This is a genomic window from Nitrospirota bacterium, assembly GCA_030684575.1.
GTDB lineage: Bacteria > Nitrospirota > Nitrospiria > Nitrospirales > Nitrospiraceae > Palsa-1315.
Genome location: JAUXVD010000014.1, coordinates 119,462 through 137,009 on the forward strand (window position 1 = coordinate 119,462; position 17,548 = coordinate 137,009).

12 protein-coding genes are annotated in these 17,548 nt (G+C 59.5%); all 12 read left to right on the plus strand.

Annotated elements, in window-relative coordinates:
- Nucleotides 1-34: 34 nt before the first annotated feature.
- The 12 genes from Q8N00_10555 (at nucleotide 35) to Q8N00_10610 (ending at nucleotide 17,444) form a co-directional block, all read left to right on the plus strand.
- Nucleotides 35-340, plus strand: a complete 306-nt coding sequence (locus Q8N00_10555; GenBank protein ID MDP2383234.1) for a hypothetical protein — start codon at nucleotides 35-37, stop codon at nucleotides 338-340.
- A gap of 9 nt (nucleotides 341-349) precedes the next feature.
- Nucleotides 350-700, plus strand: a complete 351-nt coding sequence (locus Q8N00_10560; GenBank protein ID MDP2383235.1) for a hypothetical protein — start codon at nucleotides 350-352, stop codon at nucleotides 698-700.
- Nucleotides 697-1,578 carry a hypothetical protein gene (locus tag Q8N00_10565; GenBank protein ID MDP2383236.1) on the plus strand — a complete coding sequence of 294 codons (882 nt, stop codon included), beginning with the start codon at nucleotides 697-699 and terminating at the stop codon, nucleotides 1,576-1,578. Before Q8N00_10560 ends, Q8N00_10565 begins: the two co-directional genes overlap by 4 nt.
- Entirely contained in the window at nucleotides 1,571-3,127 is a 1,557-nt protein-coding gene (locus tag Q8N00_10570) for a hypothetical protein (protein MDP2383237.1), read from the plus strand. Before Q8N00_10565 ends, Q8N00_10570 begins: the two co-directional genes overlap by 8 nt.
- Nucleotides 3,128-3,131: 4 nt before the next feature.
- Nucleotides 3,132-6,962 carry a hypothetical protein gene (locus Q8N00_10575; protein MDP2383238.1) on the plus strand — a complete coding sequence of 1,277 codons (3,831 nt, stop codon included), beginning with the start codon at nucleotides 3,132-3,134 and terminating at the stop codon, nucleotides 6,960-6,962.
- 7 nt (nucleotides 6,963-6,969) lie between these two features.
- Nucleotides 6,970-8,439 carry a hypothetical protein gene (locus Q8N00_10580; GenBank protein MDP2383239.1) on the plus strand — a complete coding sequence of 490 codons (1,470 nt, stop codon included), beginning with the start codon at nucleotides 6,970-6,972 and terminating at the stop codon, nucleotides 8,437-8,439.
- On the plus strand, nucleotides 8,411-10,456 hold the full coding sequence (locus tag Q8N00_10585; protein MDP2383240.1) for an ATP-binding protein: 2,046 nt from the start codon (nucleotides 8,411-8,413) through the stop codon (nucleotides 10,454-10,456). Before Q8N00_10580 ends, Q8N00_10585 begins: the two co-directional genes overlap by 29 nt.
- A gap of 136 nt (nucleotides 10,457-10,592) precedes the next feature.
- Complete coding sequence (locus Q8N00_10590; protein MDP2383241.1) at nucleotides 10,593-12,200, plus strand: DUF4157 domain-containing protein; 1,608 nt, start codon at nucleotides 10,593-10,595, stop codon at nucleotides 12,198-12,200.
- A gap of 328 nt (nucleotides 12,201-12,528) precedes the next feature.
- A complete protein-coding gene (locus Q8N00_10595) occupies nucleotides 12,529-13,713 on the plus strand; it encodes a DUF4157 domain-containing protein (protein ID MDP2383242.1) in 1,185 nt (394 codons plus the stop codon).
- Between the two features lie 148 nt (nucleotides 13,714-13,861).
- Nucleotides 13,862-14,821 carry a hypothetical protein gene (locus tag Q8N00_10600; GenBank protein ID MDP2383243.1) on the plus strand — a complete coding sequence of 320 codons (960 nt, stop codon included), beginning with the start codon at nucleotides 13,862-13,864 and terminating at the stop codon, nucleotides 14,819-14,821.
- 70 nt (nucleotides 14,822-14,891) lie between these two features.
- Nucleotides 14,892-16,154, plus strand: a complete 1,263-nt coding sequence (locus tag Q8N00_10605; protein ID MDP2383244.1) for a DUF4157 domain-containing protein — start codon at nucleotides 14,892-14,894, stop codon at nucleotides 16,152-16,154.
- Between the two features lie 45 nt (nucleotides 16,155-16,199).
- Nucleotides 16,200-17,444: a DUF4157 domain-containing protein gene (locus Q8N00_10610; protein MDP2383245.1), complete on the plus strand. Its 1,245-nt coding sequence runs from the start codon at nucleotides 16,200-16,202 to the stop codon at nucleotides 17,442-17,444.
- Nucleotides 17,445-17,548: the final 104 nt, after the last annotated feature.

Here is a 17,548-nt window from a genome sequence, read left to right on the forward strand (position 1 = left end):
CGACAGCGGTTCATTCACATGAAAGGAATAGATCATGGCAATTTTTGAGGCGGGCGTACCCCTTGAGACGGCGGAAAATGCGATTGCGGTCGATGTGACGCCGAACCGACCGTTGTCCATCGGGCGACACATCTTTCAGTTGGAGGTCGTCGACGACTCCGGCAACCGCTCGGCGCCGGACCGGGTGGAGATCATCGTACGTGACGAAGACAATCCTACGGCAGTCCTGGATGCACCGAGAACGGTGCCCTTCGGTCGGCCATTCCGGTTGAGCGGGCAACGATCATCCGATCCCGCTCCGGGACAAGTGGCGAGATTCATCTGGACATTGGTGGAATAGGAGTCATCTGTGGCGACGTTTGTCCCCGGTCGACCGATCACGACCGATCAACCCTTTATTGATGTGGACCCCGGTTTATCTGTGGGAACGCATCGGTTTCAGTTGGTGGTCGTCGATGCGCAGGGCAATCAGAGTGTGCCGGATGTTCAGGTGGTCACCGTGGTGCGAGTGCCGATTACACCCCCCGTCGGACCGGTCGGTCCATTCGTCCCGATCGATCCTGTGCTGCCCATCAGGCCCGTGGGTCCGGTGACCCCGATCACTCCGGTTCGTCCGATTGATCCACCTCCGGTACGGTCGGTGCGCGGGACCACCGGGGCGAAGGGTTCGAAACGTCCACGAAGAGGAGGAAGGCAATGAGTCTCGAACTGGATCCCCTGGCGAAGGCGCAATCTCAAGGCGAGTCCCAGGACCGTCTGTGGTATGCCACCGGGGTATTGCTCGATGCGGAGGATTTTCTCGACGAGCAAACCTATCATCGTGGACGGTTGGCACGGGCCCTGGCGTCCCTCTATGGCAGCGGTACGGTCGCGGGGCTGCGTGTGGCATGGGAGCCGGTCTTGTTGCCTGGCGATGATCCGTCTGTGCCGGAAGGACGACCGGAGCGTGTGACGGTTGAGCCGGGTTTGGCGATCGATCGTTTGGGACGATTGATCGAATTGCCTCGAACGGCCTGTCTCCGGTTGAATCGATGGTACGAAGCGCAAGCCAGTGACGATCTGGCTCAGGGGTTTCATGGCGGCCCGTTCAACGGCGTGGTGGTGGATGTGTTTCTGTCGTTTGTGGCCTGTGAGCGGGGAAAAACTCCGGCATTTGCCTCGGGGCCCTATGAGGCGCTGGATCCGGTCGTGCCGTCGCGGATTCGAGACGGCTATGTTGTGACACTCGTTATTCGGAAGGAAGCCGATCCCCCATTGCCGGCCAATCAATGGCCGGACGTCTCGGGGATTGCCGATCCGGCGATACGAGCGGACAGGATTCGCCAGACGGTGTTCGACGCATGGAGGGAGGGGACGCAATGGCAGGAACTCGACGGACAATTGGCGCCCCTGGTGGAGCATGCGGCAGGGCACGATACGGCGGCGTTGTTGTTGGCCCGTTTAGTGCTGCCGGCCACGCAGGCCTCTGCCGCCGCCAGACCGGCGCGGGCCGATGGGGCCGTGGTGAGCGTGGATAATAACATCCGCCCGATTGTGTTTAATCCTGGACGGTGGGCGGGGGAGGAGCGACATGTTTGACGTAGGCAAAGGATCGCGGCGAGAAGTCATCGACTCAGACGAGCGGGCGCGGTTGCTCGCATCGAACACCCTCTTTGTGGATACGCGCCGACGGCGTCCCAAGTACTTCGACGGGCGGTTTCTTACTGCGCGGGATCTGACGCGTGACCAAAACTATTTCTTAACCAGACAGGCCGATTTGGGCCGGTCCATGGGGGCTGGTGTCGTCAATGGGCTGATGGTGGAAGTGGGCGGGACTGCGACCTCGATCCAGATTGAGCCGGGGCTCGGTGTGACGCCCAGCGGTGAAATCGTATCGGTTCCGGTGCGGCTGACGTTGGACCTTGCAGACATTCCTTCAACAGAACGGCTCAATGCCGCGCTGGGGTTGAGTCTTCGCCCGCTTGATCCGGCGAGAAGCCGGTCCGGGCTCTTTGTTCTGGCCCTGAGGCCGGTCGAATTTACCGCGAACCCCATTGCTTCCTATCCCACCTCCATCACGGGGCCCCGTTCCGTGGAGGATGGCGAGATCATTGAGGCGACGGCGGCGACATTGATTCCGTTTCCCGACGAAGGGGATCACAGCGAGTGGAATCGCCGGCGCGCGCGCGTGGCGCATCACATATTTATTGAACGGGCCACGCGCGGGTTGCCGTCCGGCGTTTTGCCACTGGCCATGGTTGCGGTCGATCGGAATATCGTCCAATGGCTCGATCCGTTTCTTGTGCGGCGGGAGTTAGCCGTCTGGCAAGGCGAAGTGTTGGGCCTGGGGGTGGGGACCAAAGCACTGCGGTATGCGCAGGTGCAGCAGTATGAAACGCAGCTGCAAGATGTGTTGCGGGATCGTGGTACGCGTGGACAGCGTTTCGCGGCGGCGGATCATTTCCTGGCATTGCCCCCCGTGGGGCATCTCCCGTTAGCAGCCATCGATGTCGCCGATTTTTCGCAAATCTACTTTCCGCCTGAAATCGAAGTGGAGCTATCGGTCATTCCGGACGATGAAGTGCCGGTGTTGCTGGATGAAAGTCTCACGATGCCGCCGATCGACTTGACGCTCGGTGAGAAGGAACAGGACTCGACGTCGGTGCTGATCCTGGTTCCGGTGGATCGCACCAAGTTGGATGAGTTGAAGGCGCGTTTGACGTCGATTCGTCGGCCCTTCAAATTGGCGGCGCCTGGTTTGGTGGCCAAGCGGTCGCCGCTCGAGTTGTTGCAGGGTCTGCGGTTGCCGCGGCTGATACTGCCGCCTGTGTCTGTGGGCAATACACAAGATGCGGCATGGCGAGAGGCGGTCAAACTGGCGGCTGATGCCGGGACCGGATTACTTTGGTATGTCCGCCGCCGCAATCTTTCGATCAGCGCCGAACGTGCCGGTAACGCGGTCTCTTTGACAGGAGTCGTGGAGCGCCTTCGGAGTCTCGGAGTCAGGGAGGAGGCGATGACAGCACCGGCTGGGGGAGGGCGATCCGCAAGGTCTGAAGCTAAACCCATCGCTCCAGTAGTCAAGCCGGCGAACGATACGTCGGCCAAAAAAACTGATGGTCGAGCACGTTCGCGAAGAAAGGGGTGATGGTATGTCTGAGCCTCTAGGATCCCGACAACCTGTTCGCCCGATTCAGCGGCCATTCCCTGGCGAGTCGGTACTGGGGATCAGTCCGCCACTCGATCGGACCGTCGCTCCCCTCTGGAACCGGCGTGCGAACCTCTATACGGGGAGAAGCCTCAGCGACACGATTCTGACCGTGGAACAAACCGGCCGGGTCGGACATCTGGCGGCAACCGGGGCGATGCTCTCGAGCGGGACGGTTCAGGGCTTGGACGTCGTGCTGGAGCGGAGTGAAGGTGGAGAGATTGTGGTTCTCTTGCCAGGCTATGGGGTGACCTCTACCGGTGAGGACGTGGTTGTGGCCAGGCCGCAACGGATTCGCGTTGCGGATATTCCCGTGATCGTCCCAGGCTTGACCAGCGGCGATGCGCCGGTTGGCGAGAGGCTTGGCAGTCTCTTGGCGTCCGGAGAGCCGGTTGTGGGCATATTGGTGCTCCAGCCCATTGTCGTTGAGCAAGTGGCCGATGCGGATCCGACAGATCCTTGCGAGCAGGACCCTCAAAGTTTTGCGTTCGAAGATTGGCAAGTCGTGGATGGCTGCCGCTTGTGTTGTGTCCTGTGGCAAGACTCATGGTTGTCACGTCCGGCGGTTGATGCCCAATGGCGAAATCGGCTGGCCTATGCCCTCTTCGACTGGGAACAACGTAATTCTTCTGTAGATTCCCCCTGGAGCCTGGTGGGTTTGCCTGTGGCGATGATTGGCGGGCAAGGCGGGGCGGTGTCGTTTTTGGACAGTGCCGCAGTGGTGCGGATGGGAGGCAAGCGCCCGTGGCATCAGGGCTTACTGGCACAGTCTGGCACCCCGTTTGTCTGGCAGGCTCGGTTACAGCAGTTTGCCGAACAGGTCGCCGAGATGCAGGCGGAATCGATGTCGATTGACGCAATCGCGCAGGCTTGCCGATTTCTTCCGCCAGCCGGACTCTTACCGAAAGATGCATTGACTGCGGGAAATGCGGGAGCGATCGGCCGGTCGTGGACGAATCGGTTCTTCCCCGAAGGTTTCATGGTGGACCTTGCCCCGATTCCGATTGAGCAGTTAGACGTCATGATGACGGCCTGTGCGTCGCTGGCACCGTTGGATATGACTCGCCCGGAACGGGTGCGCGTATTGGTCCCAGTTCCCCAGTCATCGTTCGAGCCGGACCTATTGCTGATGGCGCAAGTCGATCCGGAGTTTCAGTCGACCATCGCCCAGTTTGTCGAGGTACGCGGGAAATGGCTGCGTCGGCGTGCCGATCTGCGGGAGATGGCCAGCGCGCTCAATCGGTCGATCGTGGGAACGCCCCTCGTGTATGTGGATCCGGATCCGGAGGCCCTAGAGGAAGAAGTGGTGGCTGTGGATTCGTTGCTTGGAACCGAGGGGCCCTTGGCAGCGCCGGAAGACGCCTATGGAACGACTGTGACGCGCACGGCAACCGGACTGCCGACCTATCTCGTCACGGCGTTTGAAACATTACGAACCGCGCTGGATACGTCTACGCCATTAAGCGATGCGGAAGTAGCCGAATTGCCAAAGCGTGGGTTGTCGCCGTTCGTCGAATTTCTTGAAGAGAAAATTCGTCGTGCCAACGATACGGTCGATTTCGGGTTCTTGCAGGTCCAGACCAATATCTATCGCATGCGGCAAATCATGTTGGGGAGCGATGCGGCCAGCCGCCTCGTGACGTCACCGGCTCTCGCGTCGATTGCCCAAGGTGAGAGCGCGTTGGCGACACGTGAGGACTTGGCGAACTTTCTCAAGCAAAGCGGCGGTACGGTTCCGACAGCCGGAACGGGGCCTTCGCGCGCGATCGATACGAAAACGGCCGGTGCGCTCCGTGCCACGCCGGCCGGGATTCGGACAGCGATGAGCCTGAAGGCGGCAAGCGTCGTCCGAAGCGGATCCGGCTTATCTGCAGCCCTGTCCGGAGGGACTGTCCGTTCGGGCCTGTCGGCAGGGGCAGGGATCACATTGGATCGTGGTCTTCAATTCCCCGGCTTGATTGGTGGGGTGGGGGCGATAGAGTTGGCGCAGACGCCGTCGGTGGCCGAGGTGGTGAAGGCGGAGTCCAGCGGCACCTTTGTGAAATCGGCGCTGACCGAGAAAGTAGCCAATATCCAAGATGTAGTGAATCAGGCTCCGATTGTCGGGAAGCCGCTCGACTTCCGAACGGTATCCGTGGCTGAACGGTTGAAGGAACCGCCGGCTCCTGAAGCTAAGAACTTCAGCGTGGCGTCGAAGTTCGATCTGGTGTCCAGTTTGGCTCACATCGATTTGAACCTTGAAGATGTCCGGGTCCCCGGGTTCTTGGAAACGAGAAATGGGCAACGTGTGCCGGTCGAGAAGACGGTCAAAGAGATTCGCGACGGCAACCTCGCCGCGCAGATTCTGCAAGGGGCGCACGATCCCGATCCGACGGACGGGGATGAAGGCGCCTTTTTCTCCGCGGGCGTTCGCGCCGTCGATTATACCGTGGCCACGTTGCGGATCGTCGAAGGCCGGATCGCCGGCTACCGTCAGGCGATTGGCCAATGCCAAGCCGCGCTGACGGCGTTGCAAGGTCTGGCGTTCCGACTCGATCAACGGCTGCATGTGGTGGGCCAGGAGCTGGCCGAGGCGCGGCATGATGTCGGTGTGGCGCGCGCCCTATTGGCTGAAGAATCGGCGCGTGTGAACGGGATCAATGACCGGCGAGACCGAATCCTTCGCGAGGAGGTCTCGTGGTATGCCTTCGTCCGTCCTCGTCAAGCGACAATGTTCACGGATGTGCCGATGCGGTCGCTCGATCCCGGGTTGGCGGAGTCTCCCGTGCCGAATTGTTTGGCTGGGCATGAAGACGTGCCGCAAGAGTTGCGCACGATGGTGGCTTTGTTTCGCCATGCGCCGGTCAAGTGGTTCCCACGGTTCCCTGGATTATTGGAGAAGCTGGATCGCGTGGATGTGCTCCAGCGGACGATTGTGGAGGCGAAGGCCAGTTTGCAGGGGCGTGGCGCAGTCGATCTCGCTGAGCGCTCACCCACTGCGGTGTCCTCGGGTATCGCCGATCGGCTGGGGCTCATGGTCAACGGGGTCTACGCGGCTCAACGATCGGTGGTGATGGAGCGGCGTCTCGATCTTTCAGGATTCGATGCGAGTCAGCTCGCGAATACCAGTTGGACTCAAATGCTCAGCCATGCACATGAACTGCTGTCGTTGGGGGATGTGCTCGAAGGGCGTCATGGAAAGGCCGAGCTGACAACCCAGGCCTCACGAGAACTGGCCGACATGTCGAATGTGGCGGCCTGCCTCTATGCTCAATTTGGTGAAGTGCGTCCCGTCTTGCGGTTGGAATGGGCGGAACGGCTCAGTCAGTTCGATGGCCCCGCGAACTTGCGCAATCTGTCGACATTGCCCCGATGGGCTGAGGTTGAACCCTTGGCACGGCGATCTATGCAAACGTTGGTCGATTGGCTCTATGGGCGGATCGATGCCAGAAATACGCAGGCGGTTGGACTGATGCACGATCTGGTTCGAATGTGTCTCTTGCTGGCCAGCCACGCGCCGGTGAATCAAATTATTGCGGGGCATGTGGAGAAACCGACGACCGTGAAGCCCGGGAGCAGGATTCCGTTAGTGATTAGTCCGGGGGCAGTACGAGTCGGCATGCATGTGTCGTTGTATGCCGGGACGCAGATTGTGGCACAGGGGCTGGTCGAAGATGTCGGCGCTCGGCAAGCCGTCGCGCATGTCATACAGACGGCTCTCCCGGCGGTCACGCTATCAGCGCAGGCTGTGGCGCATTTTACTCAGGTGGCCGTCGCAACCGTTCGTGCTCGGTGAGGTGCTCATGCCGGTTGATGCCGCCCGCCGCATCAGGACCGCGCGGCTTCGGGGAGGTTCGGAATCGCTGATTCGCCGGGGAGCATTGCTCCTCGAAGATGCCTTGCGCACCGCATCGTTACGCGGAACAGTCGATGAACGACTGGTGCTGATTCGATCTATCTCATTGGGAGTCCTTCGTTCGGACAAAAGCGCGGCGAGGGTTGCGCGTCAACTTGACGCGCAAGTAGCTGACCTCGCACGTCATGCGGTCCATGGCGACGATCCTCGTGCGTCGGATGCGCCAGCCGTCTACTTTCACGATTGGCTCGATGCCGTCGTCACTCTCATTCGACATTTATCGCAGGGCGATGCCGGTACGGTTCGGCGAGCGTGGTATTGGCGACTTGCTGTGCCGGAATGGCAACCCGAGTTGACGACCCTGCAAGCCGGACGTCTGCTCCTTGGAGATCTGCTCAATCTCGGCATCGGTTCTCAGACATTAGGGCAGGCGTTTCAGCAGCTCATTGTCACGCACAGTCTCGATGTGATCTTGCAGGCAGTACGAGAGCAGGATGGGGTTGTGTTGCTGCAACGATGCGGATGGCGAGACTCGGATTATGGGGCGGACTCGACACCGGTTCCAAGCATTGCGACCGCCTTCTTGGCCATTCCCCGTGCATGGCACCCTGTGCTGTTTCAATGGATCGCGCGATGGGGGCCATCGGATGCACGATCCCTTTGGTTGGTGGCGTTGGCTGTTCAGAGCTGGAGACCTGATGGCGCAAGGATCTCGGGAGCGCGTAACGAGGCGAAGGCCTTCTTGCGGACCATCGCTGCGTCGATCGATACCCCTATCGCACGGCACCATCCGGACGGTCATTTCCTGGAACGATTCCAGGGGGATGCTGGACTCGTTGCTCCGGTCGTTGAACTGACGGTTCGAGAGGTGCCCCGTCAGCAGGCTGATGTGGCTCTGTACACGCCCTATGCTGGGTTCTTGTTCTTGATTCCGCTGCTGGCGCGAACGGGACTGAGCCGTGCGATTCAGGACCATCCGGAATGGATTGACTCTCATGTGCCGTGGCGAGTGTTGCGTTCGATTGCGGAGCGGCTGTCGATTCCGGAGGACGATCCTGTCTATCTGTGGCTGTCTGCCAGTGAGAGAGGTAACTCAGAGCAGGTCCAGCAAGAGCACAGTGAGTGTGTCGCGAAGGAAGTCGAAGCCATTGTGGCCAAATGGCGACAGGCCATGCGGAGCTGGTGTCGGCTCCAGGCTCACCTGGGCTTGGCCAATCTAGTTCATCGCCCGGGATGGGTGTCCTGTAGCCAGACCCATGTAGAAGTATGGATGCCATTGAGTGATATCGATCTGCGTATCCGTCGAGCGGGGCTCGATATCGATCCGGGATGGGTGCCCTGGTTGGGACAGGTGATCCGATTCCACTATGACCCTGAAGGGAGACCGCATGGGACCGGTAGAATCGCTGGGCATTGAAGAACCGAGTATGGCGAAGGAGCCATCTCCTGGCGCTCCGGCTTATGAAGAGCACGAGCGGAGCACCGATCCTCTGCCGACGCTGCGCTTGCGGACGTTCGCACTCTCTGCCGTGGCGGCGTTAGCTGCGACCAATCCGGCTTTGAATCGAGAGAGTTCGGAATGGCTGTATGTGGCGGATTTTCTCAAACAGGTGCCCTCCGAGAAGAGCAGATGGCTGCAGGCTGTGATGGCGGCTTTGCAAGCACCGGCCCGAGAGGATCGCGCGGTGGTGCACTTGGCGGCGGCCTTGTCCTGTACTGTCGTGGAAGTGCTGACTGTGGTGTTGGCTGCGGCGGTCGATGAGGATCTGATGGTGGGACGCGCCCTGGCGTTTCTGCAAGCTCCCGTCGGTGGCGCTCGTCCGACCTTGGGGTTGCTGGCGGCCGCCTATGCCGATCTTGTCGAGCCGGGAGGACGTGTCCTTGATGTGTTGCTGACTGGATCGGCGATCCGGAGCGGCCTCCTTCTGTTAGGTGGAGAAGACGGACCGTTACCGGAGCGGGCGGTATCCGTGTCCCAGACGGTTGGCTTGGCGTTGCGTGGTCATGACGGGTTGTGGGCTGGGATGACGATTGGGATTGGCGTCGAATCGGTGGTGTCATTGCCTCCCTCGGTTCACGAGTCGGCGGTGCGGTATGCCCGGAGTGTGACGGCGGCGACGCATCAGAGCTTGCTGATCCGGAGTGGATTCCTGGCTGAGGCAAAATCCGCTGCGGCGGTCATGGCCGCCGCCATGCATTGCCGTCCGGTGTTTATCGAGACGGAGAAAATATCCGGGCTCGGGCCTTGGCTGCTGCTGCGGGGGCTGATTCCGGTGTTCGTAGTGGAGGTGGCTCCGGGGGAACGGAAGGGACTGCCGGACATCCCAGGTTATGCAGGTCCGGTCTTGGCGGTGACGGGATCGGAAGGCAACGTCGAGCGTGCTGGTCGGGCGGTGCCTTGTTGGACGGTGCCCATTCCGACGGCGCAGGAACGTGAAGGCTTATGGCATCACGCAATCGGTGAGGGTGCTTCGGCGGGCGCGTTAGCACAGTCTCATCGTCATAGCAGTGCGCGTATACAGATGCTGGGCGCGATGGCGCGTCGTCAGGCTTCGTTGGAAGGGCGAGTTTCGCCTGATGTGGCCGATGTGGTGTCCGTCTCGGTGACCGGGGTGGGAACGGGCTTGGATACCTTGGCACAGCCATTGCGCGATCCGATTCCTCATGAAGCGTTAGTGGTTCAGGCGTCCCTGCGGCGGGAGCTCGACGTGCTGGCGGTTCGCTGTCGGGTGCGTGAGGGATTGGCCTCCCCGTTGGGGGTGGCCGTGACAACGCGGTATCGTCCTGGCGTCCGTGCGCTGTTTGTCGGTCCGTCCGGAACCGGGAAGACCTTGGCTGCGGGCTGGTTGGCGACCCTGTTGGGATTGCCGTTGTACCGTGTCGATCTGGCGTCGGTGACGAGCAAGTATATCGGCGAGACCGAGAAGAATCTTGCGCAACTCTTTGCCCAAGCCGAGCGGTCGGACGTGGTGTTGTTGTTCGACGAGGCCGATTCGCTCTTTGGTAAACGCACCGAGGTGAAAGATTCCAACGACCGTTTCGCCAATGCGCAAACGAACTATGTGTTGCAACGGATCGAGTCCTACGACGGGATCGTCTTGCTGACGAGCAATAGCCGTAGCCGTTTCGACGGCGCCTTTTCCCGGCGGCTCGACATGATCATCGAGTTCCCTGCGCCGGGGCCGGAAGAGCGGCGGGATTTGTGGTTGGCACATTTGGGGACCGGACATCGGCTCACCACGCAGGAGCTCAATCGATTGGCGGCCACGGCAGATCTGGCAGGGGGGCACATTCGAAATGTGGTGCTGACCGCAGCGGTACTCGCGCAAGAAGTGCAGCGGCCCATCAACTATGCGGATCTGTTGGTGGGCCTCGTCGCCGAGTATCGAAAGCTGGGACGACAAGTGCCTGCAGATTTATTGAGGGCGACGTAGGACGTCCTCCACACAGGGTATTCATCCTTTTGGCGAGTGTGATTTGAAACGAACTACGGCGATGTTCGGGTTGTGTGTCGGGGTGACAAGAACGATTGTTTCAATGGCGTTCCTGGCGTAGACGACAGGGAGGATCATGCTGACAGCAGCCGTGGCGACAGCGCACGTACCGGAGGCTACACCCAAGCAGCGGGTGGTATCGCCGCCCGCATCGTACGCGGAAGATCTCGCGGTGAATACGTCCGCCGTCGGTTTTCCGCTATTTTTCCAACCCAAGCTCGCCATCAGCCAGCCGAACGATCCGGCAGAAGTAGAGGCCGATCGGGTTGCCGAGCAAGTCATGCAGATGCCGGCGCCGGCATTCCTGCGATCGGGCGTTGATCCTGTACGGGGCATTCCTGTAGTCATTCAACGGCAGTACACGGGGCATGAAGGTCACGAGTGGCGACGCAAGGGAAAGGATTCATTCACCGAAACATTTGGCGCCGATCTTGTCGCTGCAACGATGCGCCAGGGTGGCCGGCCGCTTGATAGCGACAACCGTAACTTCTTCGAGTCCCGTTTTGGGCGTGACTTCAGCGCAGTGCGTATACATGCCAACGCGCAGGCTGCAGACTCGGCCCGGTCCGTCAATGCGCTTGCCTATACGGTAGGCAGCAACGTGGTATTCAACAGCGGCCAGTATGCTCCACAAAGCGATCAGGGGAGGAGGTTGCTGGCGCATGAGTTGACCCATGTGGTGCAGCAGAATCGTCTTCCTCGGAAAGGTCATGTCTTTCTCAAAGCATCTTCGCTGGAGAGAGCGGGAGAGAGAGACGGCAATCTTGTTGCGCAAATTACACGGACTCCTGCGAGTCTGATTCTTCAGCGAGAGTGTGCGACACCGCTGGTGGCAGATGCAGAGCGGACGGTACAGGTACTCTATGACCCTGATTTCGCCAACTTCTACAGGTCTACGGAGCGTCTGATTGGTCGCGCCATGGTATTTAGAAGTGATGATGGTGGACGGGTGAGGGAATTGACAAGGCAGGTGTTGCAGGACATTCACCGTGCGACAAGAGTTGCAACCGGTAATGTCGTCATCGCGTTCACGCTTCTGCGGTGCGCTGAGACGCGACGTGTGGAGGATATTCAGTTGAGGGAAGTGCATGGTGGGGTGACGCGCCAAGATCGTGAGTCAAATCCAGTTCCCACTCCCACTCCCACTCCCCCTCCCACTCCCACGCCAGCAGGTCAGCGACGCTTACCAGAACTCGTGTCTCCCGGTGCGTCCGTGCTGGTTGGTGGCTTCTGTACGGCGGAAGCGTTGGGGCATGCGAGTCGCTTTGCCGATGACGTTCTTGCCCGGATCGAATATGACGAGGAAACGGAGCGCTGGAATGTGAATGAGGGCCGCGATCGAGGTGAATGGGCCGAAGCGATGTATGACGCATGGGGTCATTGTTATATTGCCGCTTGCCTGACGCGAGGTGTTCCAGAGGTCGATACCTGGGCTCTGGGGACATTCTACGAGGTTCTACACGAAGTGTTTTCTCAGGTTTCTTTGGGCATAATCGAACACAATAGTTTAGATCAAGATTTGTACAACCAAGCGGTTGGTCGTGAAATCGGCCTCCATCAGCCTGATGGTGACCTCTATGAGATCTGCTTCGACGCCATGATGCGCGGCAGACTCAATCTCACTCTGGCAGGAGTCGTCCCTAGAGGTCGGGCTCTAGTCCCGCACACCATCGCCCCAGACTGAGATGCGATGCGGCAAGAACTGACCGGCGCGAGTTTGGGGCAGCCGCCAAGTTAGAAGGCTGTAAGAGAATAGAAAATCCGAGGATTTACGTCCCCTTTCGAAGAAGCCCGCAATGTCTGCAAAATGCTGTGCTGAAACTGATCGGGAAAAATCGAGAACGGCTGTGACGGCGGCTGTCTCTAAGCTCATTCCTTTCTCTAAATCCATACGAGGTACGAGAGGCTCTTTTCCCCGTCTTCCGTTCTTTCTTCAGCCTAAGTTGGCGATTAGCCTGCCGAGTGATCCGGCGGAAGAAGAAGCTGACCGCGTCGCTGAGCAGGTGATGCGCATGTCTGAGCCATCCGTCCAACGGCAATGCGCGGCCTGCGAGGAAGAGGAAGCAGTGACGGTGTCGCGGAAGGCGCAGGATGTCACAGCTGGCGAGGCCCCATCGTCGGTCCACTCGGTCCTCCGTTCGCCAGGCCACCCGCTGGGTTTGTCCGCTCGCGATTTTTTTGAGCCGCGCTTTGGGCAGGATCTCAGTCAGGTCCGCGTCCATACAGATGGGGTGGCCCAGCGATCTACGAAAGACGTGAATGCCCTGGCTTATACGGTCGGTTCCCACGTGGTCTTCGGTGATGGACGCTACGCTCCTGGTACGCCGGACGGTCAGCGTCTGCTCGCGCATGAACTGACGCATGTGTTGCAGCAGCAGCCTCAGCTGGCTCGTCAGGAACACCCGCTTGACCCTGATCCGCCTGCGCCGCAACCTCAAGACGCGCCACGGGCAGACAAGGCGGACGAGGCGAGCGCCGCCGGCTCGACTCCGGTTACATCCAACTGTGCCCCCACCGGGTTCAGTCGAGCCGATTTTCTGAAGAACGGCGGCACCACGGCGGAATTCGGCTTAACCGCTCTGACGGTCTCGGCCGCGACCTTCCCGGTTTTGGACCTGGTTCGGAAGGGCAAGGGGGTTCAAGTGCAGCCCACGACCGCTACGCTGCCGAAGATCTCCTCGATCTTTACGCAAGCCGGTGTGTTCGACGAGGGTGAGGCCACGGTGCTGGGGGATGAAGGCGACTGTCCTCCAGGAAAATATCCCTTGCGTTGGGTCATCTCAACCGGCGGCGCACAGAAGATCCAGGAGGGCGAACAGGAGCATTGCAACGATTTCAACCTGGCCTTTGATCTGTCTCTCGGCAAATACCGGGATGCGATCAATCAGTTGGCGACCAAAAAGAAAATATTCGCAAATGAATCAGCAGTAAAAAAACATCTAAAACAGATCGTCGGATTTGAGTTCGATGGTCTGTTTACGGTGTTTGCGTGCCTGGCCAAGAAGTCCTTGATTCGGGACCACGACGATTGGCATACGCCGGTTCCCGCTATACGGTCGCCCAGTTTCAAGAACAACTGCGAGTTCGCGCGCGCCATCGTCTCGGAGCATAGTTTGCGGCAGATCGGGTTGCACGATTCCGCCGAGATCATTAAAGATTGCGGTGAGACGTTGCCTGCACCAAAGAAGAAGCCATGAGTGATGGGGATGACATCCCATAGTCCGTTGGCCTAGACAGAGCGTAAATATTTCTCCGGAAGGCGCCATGCTAACAGTTGTCTCCACAGCCAAGGTGTCGGATGCTACATCTCGGCGGATGGCTCAACTGCCGAAGGTGCATCGGGCAATGGCACCTGGGTCTTCCATGCCCGGCTTCGGACTCCCGCTTTTTCTCCAACCCAAGCTGGCCATCAGTAAGCCGGGCGATTTATATGAAGAGGAAGCCGACCAGGTGGCCGAGCAAGTCATGCGGATGCCGGAGCCGAGAGTGCAGCGACAGGGTGCGGGGAGAGGGCTGTTGCCCTCCCCCGGCGCTTCTCCAGTGGCCCAGGGAGTTATTCAGCGCCAATCAAGTGAGGAAGAGCCAGACCCACTGGCGGATGGTCTAGGCACCGTTGCTGAAAATTTAGGGGAAAATAATCCGGCCTTTTCCGCGCTCACATCACGTCTGGCCGATGATTTTTTGAGTCAGCCGACGGAACTCAGTATCGGGGTTCCCTTGTTTGTCGGGACCAACTACGCGTTTCTGTGGGGAATGGCTCTGGCCAATCCGGCGATGAGGCGTCATTTTGATGACTTCAACTTGGCCATGCTGCCGGGGATTATTCCCCAGTTTCCCGTGAAGACCTTTACCTACCGAATCATGGACGATGAACAAACCCGATTTGAATTCGATTTGGGCCTTGACGCATCGGCGCTGATGGATTTGTTCAATGAAGGAGTATTCGACACGCGCGTTTCCACCTTGTCCTTCGATACGTCAGGTGACCTTGATACGACAGCAACTTCTCCTATTGGTCTGTCGTCGCTCCAGGTGAATCTCGGACTGTTCGATGATGGTCTGATGCTGTCGGGCGGGTTTCGTCAGGGGGTCTCTCCCTATCCGCTATTCGAGCGGAATGCCGGCACCGGTGAAAGCATGTGGATAGGCGCACAGAGCCCGCCTCTGCCGGATTTGTTTCCTGAGCGCCAGGATGTGCGATTTATGCTCCAGCTTGATGCGATTCGCTTATGGAGCTACTTCAATCCCGGAAGTCCACCGATCCGATCACTGCCGCGTGAGATCGAAGGAGACCGCCTGGAATGAACTCTGAAGCGGGCCGAGCCATGCTGACAAGCGGGAAGCGATTATGTGAGAGGCAGGGAATCAGATTCGCATGTATGTAGGCGGCATTCATAATAAACGGTTTCAACCAGGTCTCTCATCTGCTCGTTCTCTTGCCCACGCGAAGCAGCAGGCAAAAGGTTCGAGCCTTCCCCTCTTTCTGCACCCCAAGCTAGCGATCAGTCAGCCGAGTGATCCGGCTGAAGTAGAGGCTGACCGGGTAGCTGATCAGGTGATGCGGATGCCAGAGCCGGTGGTCCAACGGCAATGTGCGGCTTATGCGTCCGGGGGGCAGCCATGTCCGGCTTGCGAACAGGAAAAGCCGGTAAGCGTGTCGCGGAAGGCACAGGGTGCAATCGGCGGTGATGCGCCGGCATCAGTCGGCTCAGTGATCCGCTCGCCGGGGCAGCCGCTGGCGGCATCGACTCGCGCCTTCTTTGAGCCGCGCTTCGGGCAGGATCTCAGTCATGTCCGTGTCCATACGGATCGGGCGGCCCAGCAGTCGGCGCAGGCTGTGAATGCGTTGGCCTATACGGTCGGTTCCCACGTGGTGTTCGATGCCGGTCGCTATGCGCCCCATTCACCGGATGGAAAACGGTTGTTGGGGCATGAGCTCACGCATGTGGTGCAGCAGGTGGGCGCAGATTCCTGGCGGCTCGCAAGAAAAGAAGTATGGGAGGACGGACGACTAGATGAAGAACAGGCTGCCGGCCAAATTCCTCGAGGGACCTGTGGGCCGGAAATTTCAAAGGCGTTAGCCAAGACGGTGGGTGATGTTCGGTCGAAATTTGCAGCTGCCAGCGCTCCTACTCGCGGCGCTGCATGTCTGACGCTCATTTCTCTTCCGACTGCTGGGTTGGCGTGGGACATCCAGGAACTCAATAGCGATGGGTACAAAGACTGGATTGGGTACTACAAAGGGTGTGCGACCGAGGCCTGCGGCTCTTCTGTCGCCGTTTCAGGCCACTGTCATTATCCCGACACGGTCAACTATGTGTTGTATGGGACGGCCATGCGGTTGTGTTACGACTGGAGCAAGGTCCTCGGCATGGATCGGTATGCCGAGGACCATTATTCGGAAGAGGCGATGAAGACCTACATTTCCGTATGGAAGAAAGCCAAGGTTTGGAAGAGTGTGCTCGGAAAGACGCATGAGGCTGGTGCAATCAGTTGGGCCGTATTGGGATGGCACGGGTATAAGCCGGGTCGAGCGTTAAGCGCGGAGCTTCCCGACTGTGACCCCTCATGCGGGGATTATATGGGAGCATTCACGTGGACGTGGCTTGGCCTGCATACGCCCAAGGCCGAGGAGTGAGGAGGGTCAAGAATTCCTTCCGTTCTCACGAACTGAGGTGTTTCGATGTTGACCACCGTTGCCACTCTCAATAAGCGAAAGCCTCACCGCCAGGCTGTCGAATCTGCTTCGCCGGATTGCTCCTGCACCATTCCGAAACGACTCCGCACATCTGCCGGTCTCCCGATTTTCTTGCAGCCTAAGTTGGCCATCAGTCAACCGAACGATCCCGCTGAAGTCGAAGCTGAGCAGGTCGCCGAGCAGGTGATGCGGATGCCGGCGCCGACGGTGCAACGGCAATGCGCGGCCTGTGAGGAAGAGGTGGAGGTCTCGATTGCCAGAAAGCCTAGCATTGTATTGGGTGAAGCGGTGCCGGCTTCGGTGTCAGCGGTGCTGGATTCTCCGGGCTATGCGTTGGATGCAGGAGCGCGATCATTTTTCGAGCCGCGGTTTGGCCGTGGTTTGGGGCATGTGCGGGTCCATGCCGATGCGCAGGCTAGCCGGTCGGCGACTGATGTTCAGTCGCTGGCCTACACGGTTGGAACGCACATCGTCTTTCGAGATGGGCAGTATGCGCCTGATGCGACAGAGGGGAGACGGTTATTGGGGCATGAATTGACCCATGTGGTGCAGCAGGCCGGCGTCGGCTTGCGCGGATCTGCGCGGCTTCAACGAACGGTCGATCCAGGGTCGACGAATTGTGTCGCAGGCACTGACGGAGCGACGGCGAACCCCATCGGTCAACTTGAATGGCTGGAAGCGATGGCGGCTTCGAAAGCCTATTTAACGGCTTCGTCACTGACGACGGAAGTGGCGGTGGCACACCTGGGGACTCGTGGACCAGGTGGACGGACGACGCAGGCCTACCTGGCACGTTTCGGACAGTCACCGGCCAGACGGGGCGGGTTTCAAAACCGGTTGACTGGGCGTGTGCATAACACGCAAGAGGAGGCGTTGGATGCAGAGATGAGCTCGCTCAGTGCGCGATACGAGCGTATTGCGAACTATATGGCCAATCACGCGATTGCCTATCGCTGTATCGGTGGAACGGTCAGGTATGGGGGGTGCCGAACAAGTTGTGCAGTCGGTGAAGCGAGCGCATGCCCTGGCGTCAATGCCATTTTCCTCTGTGCTGCGTTTTGGGGGCGAGATCCTGGCGAACGCACGATCATGTTGATTCACGAGGTGGCTCATATTTTGTGGGCCAACGTGGATCACGTTGCTAACTTCCGGCATGCGGAATGTTACGCGAGTTTCGTCGGCGATCTTTTTGGTGGAACAGGGGCCGGGCCAGCCTGCCCAACCCCATGATATGGCAGGGCGGAGGTCGTGCGGCCATGCGGTAGGGTTATGACCGCAGTCGGCTCAGGTTCGGCTATGTTCTGGCCCACAGTGAATGCTGCCAGGTTCAAGTG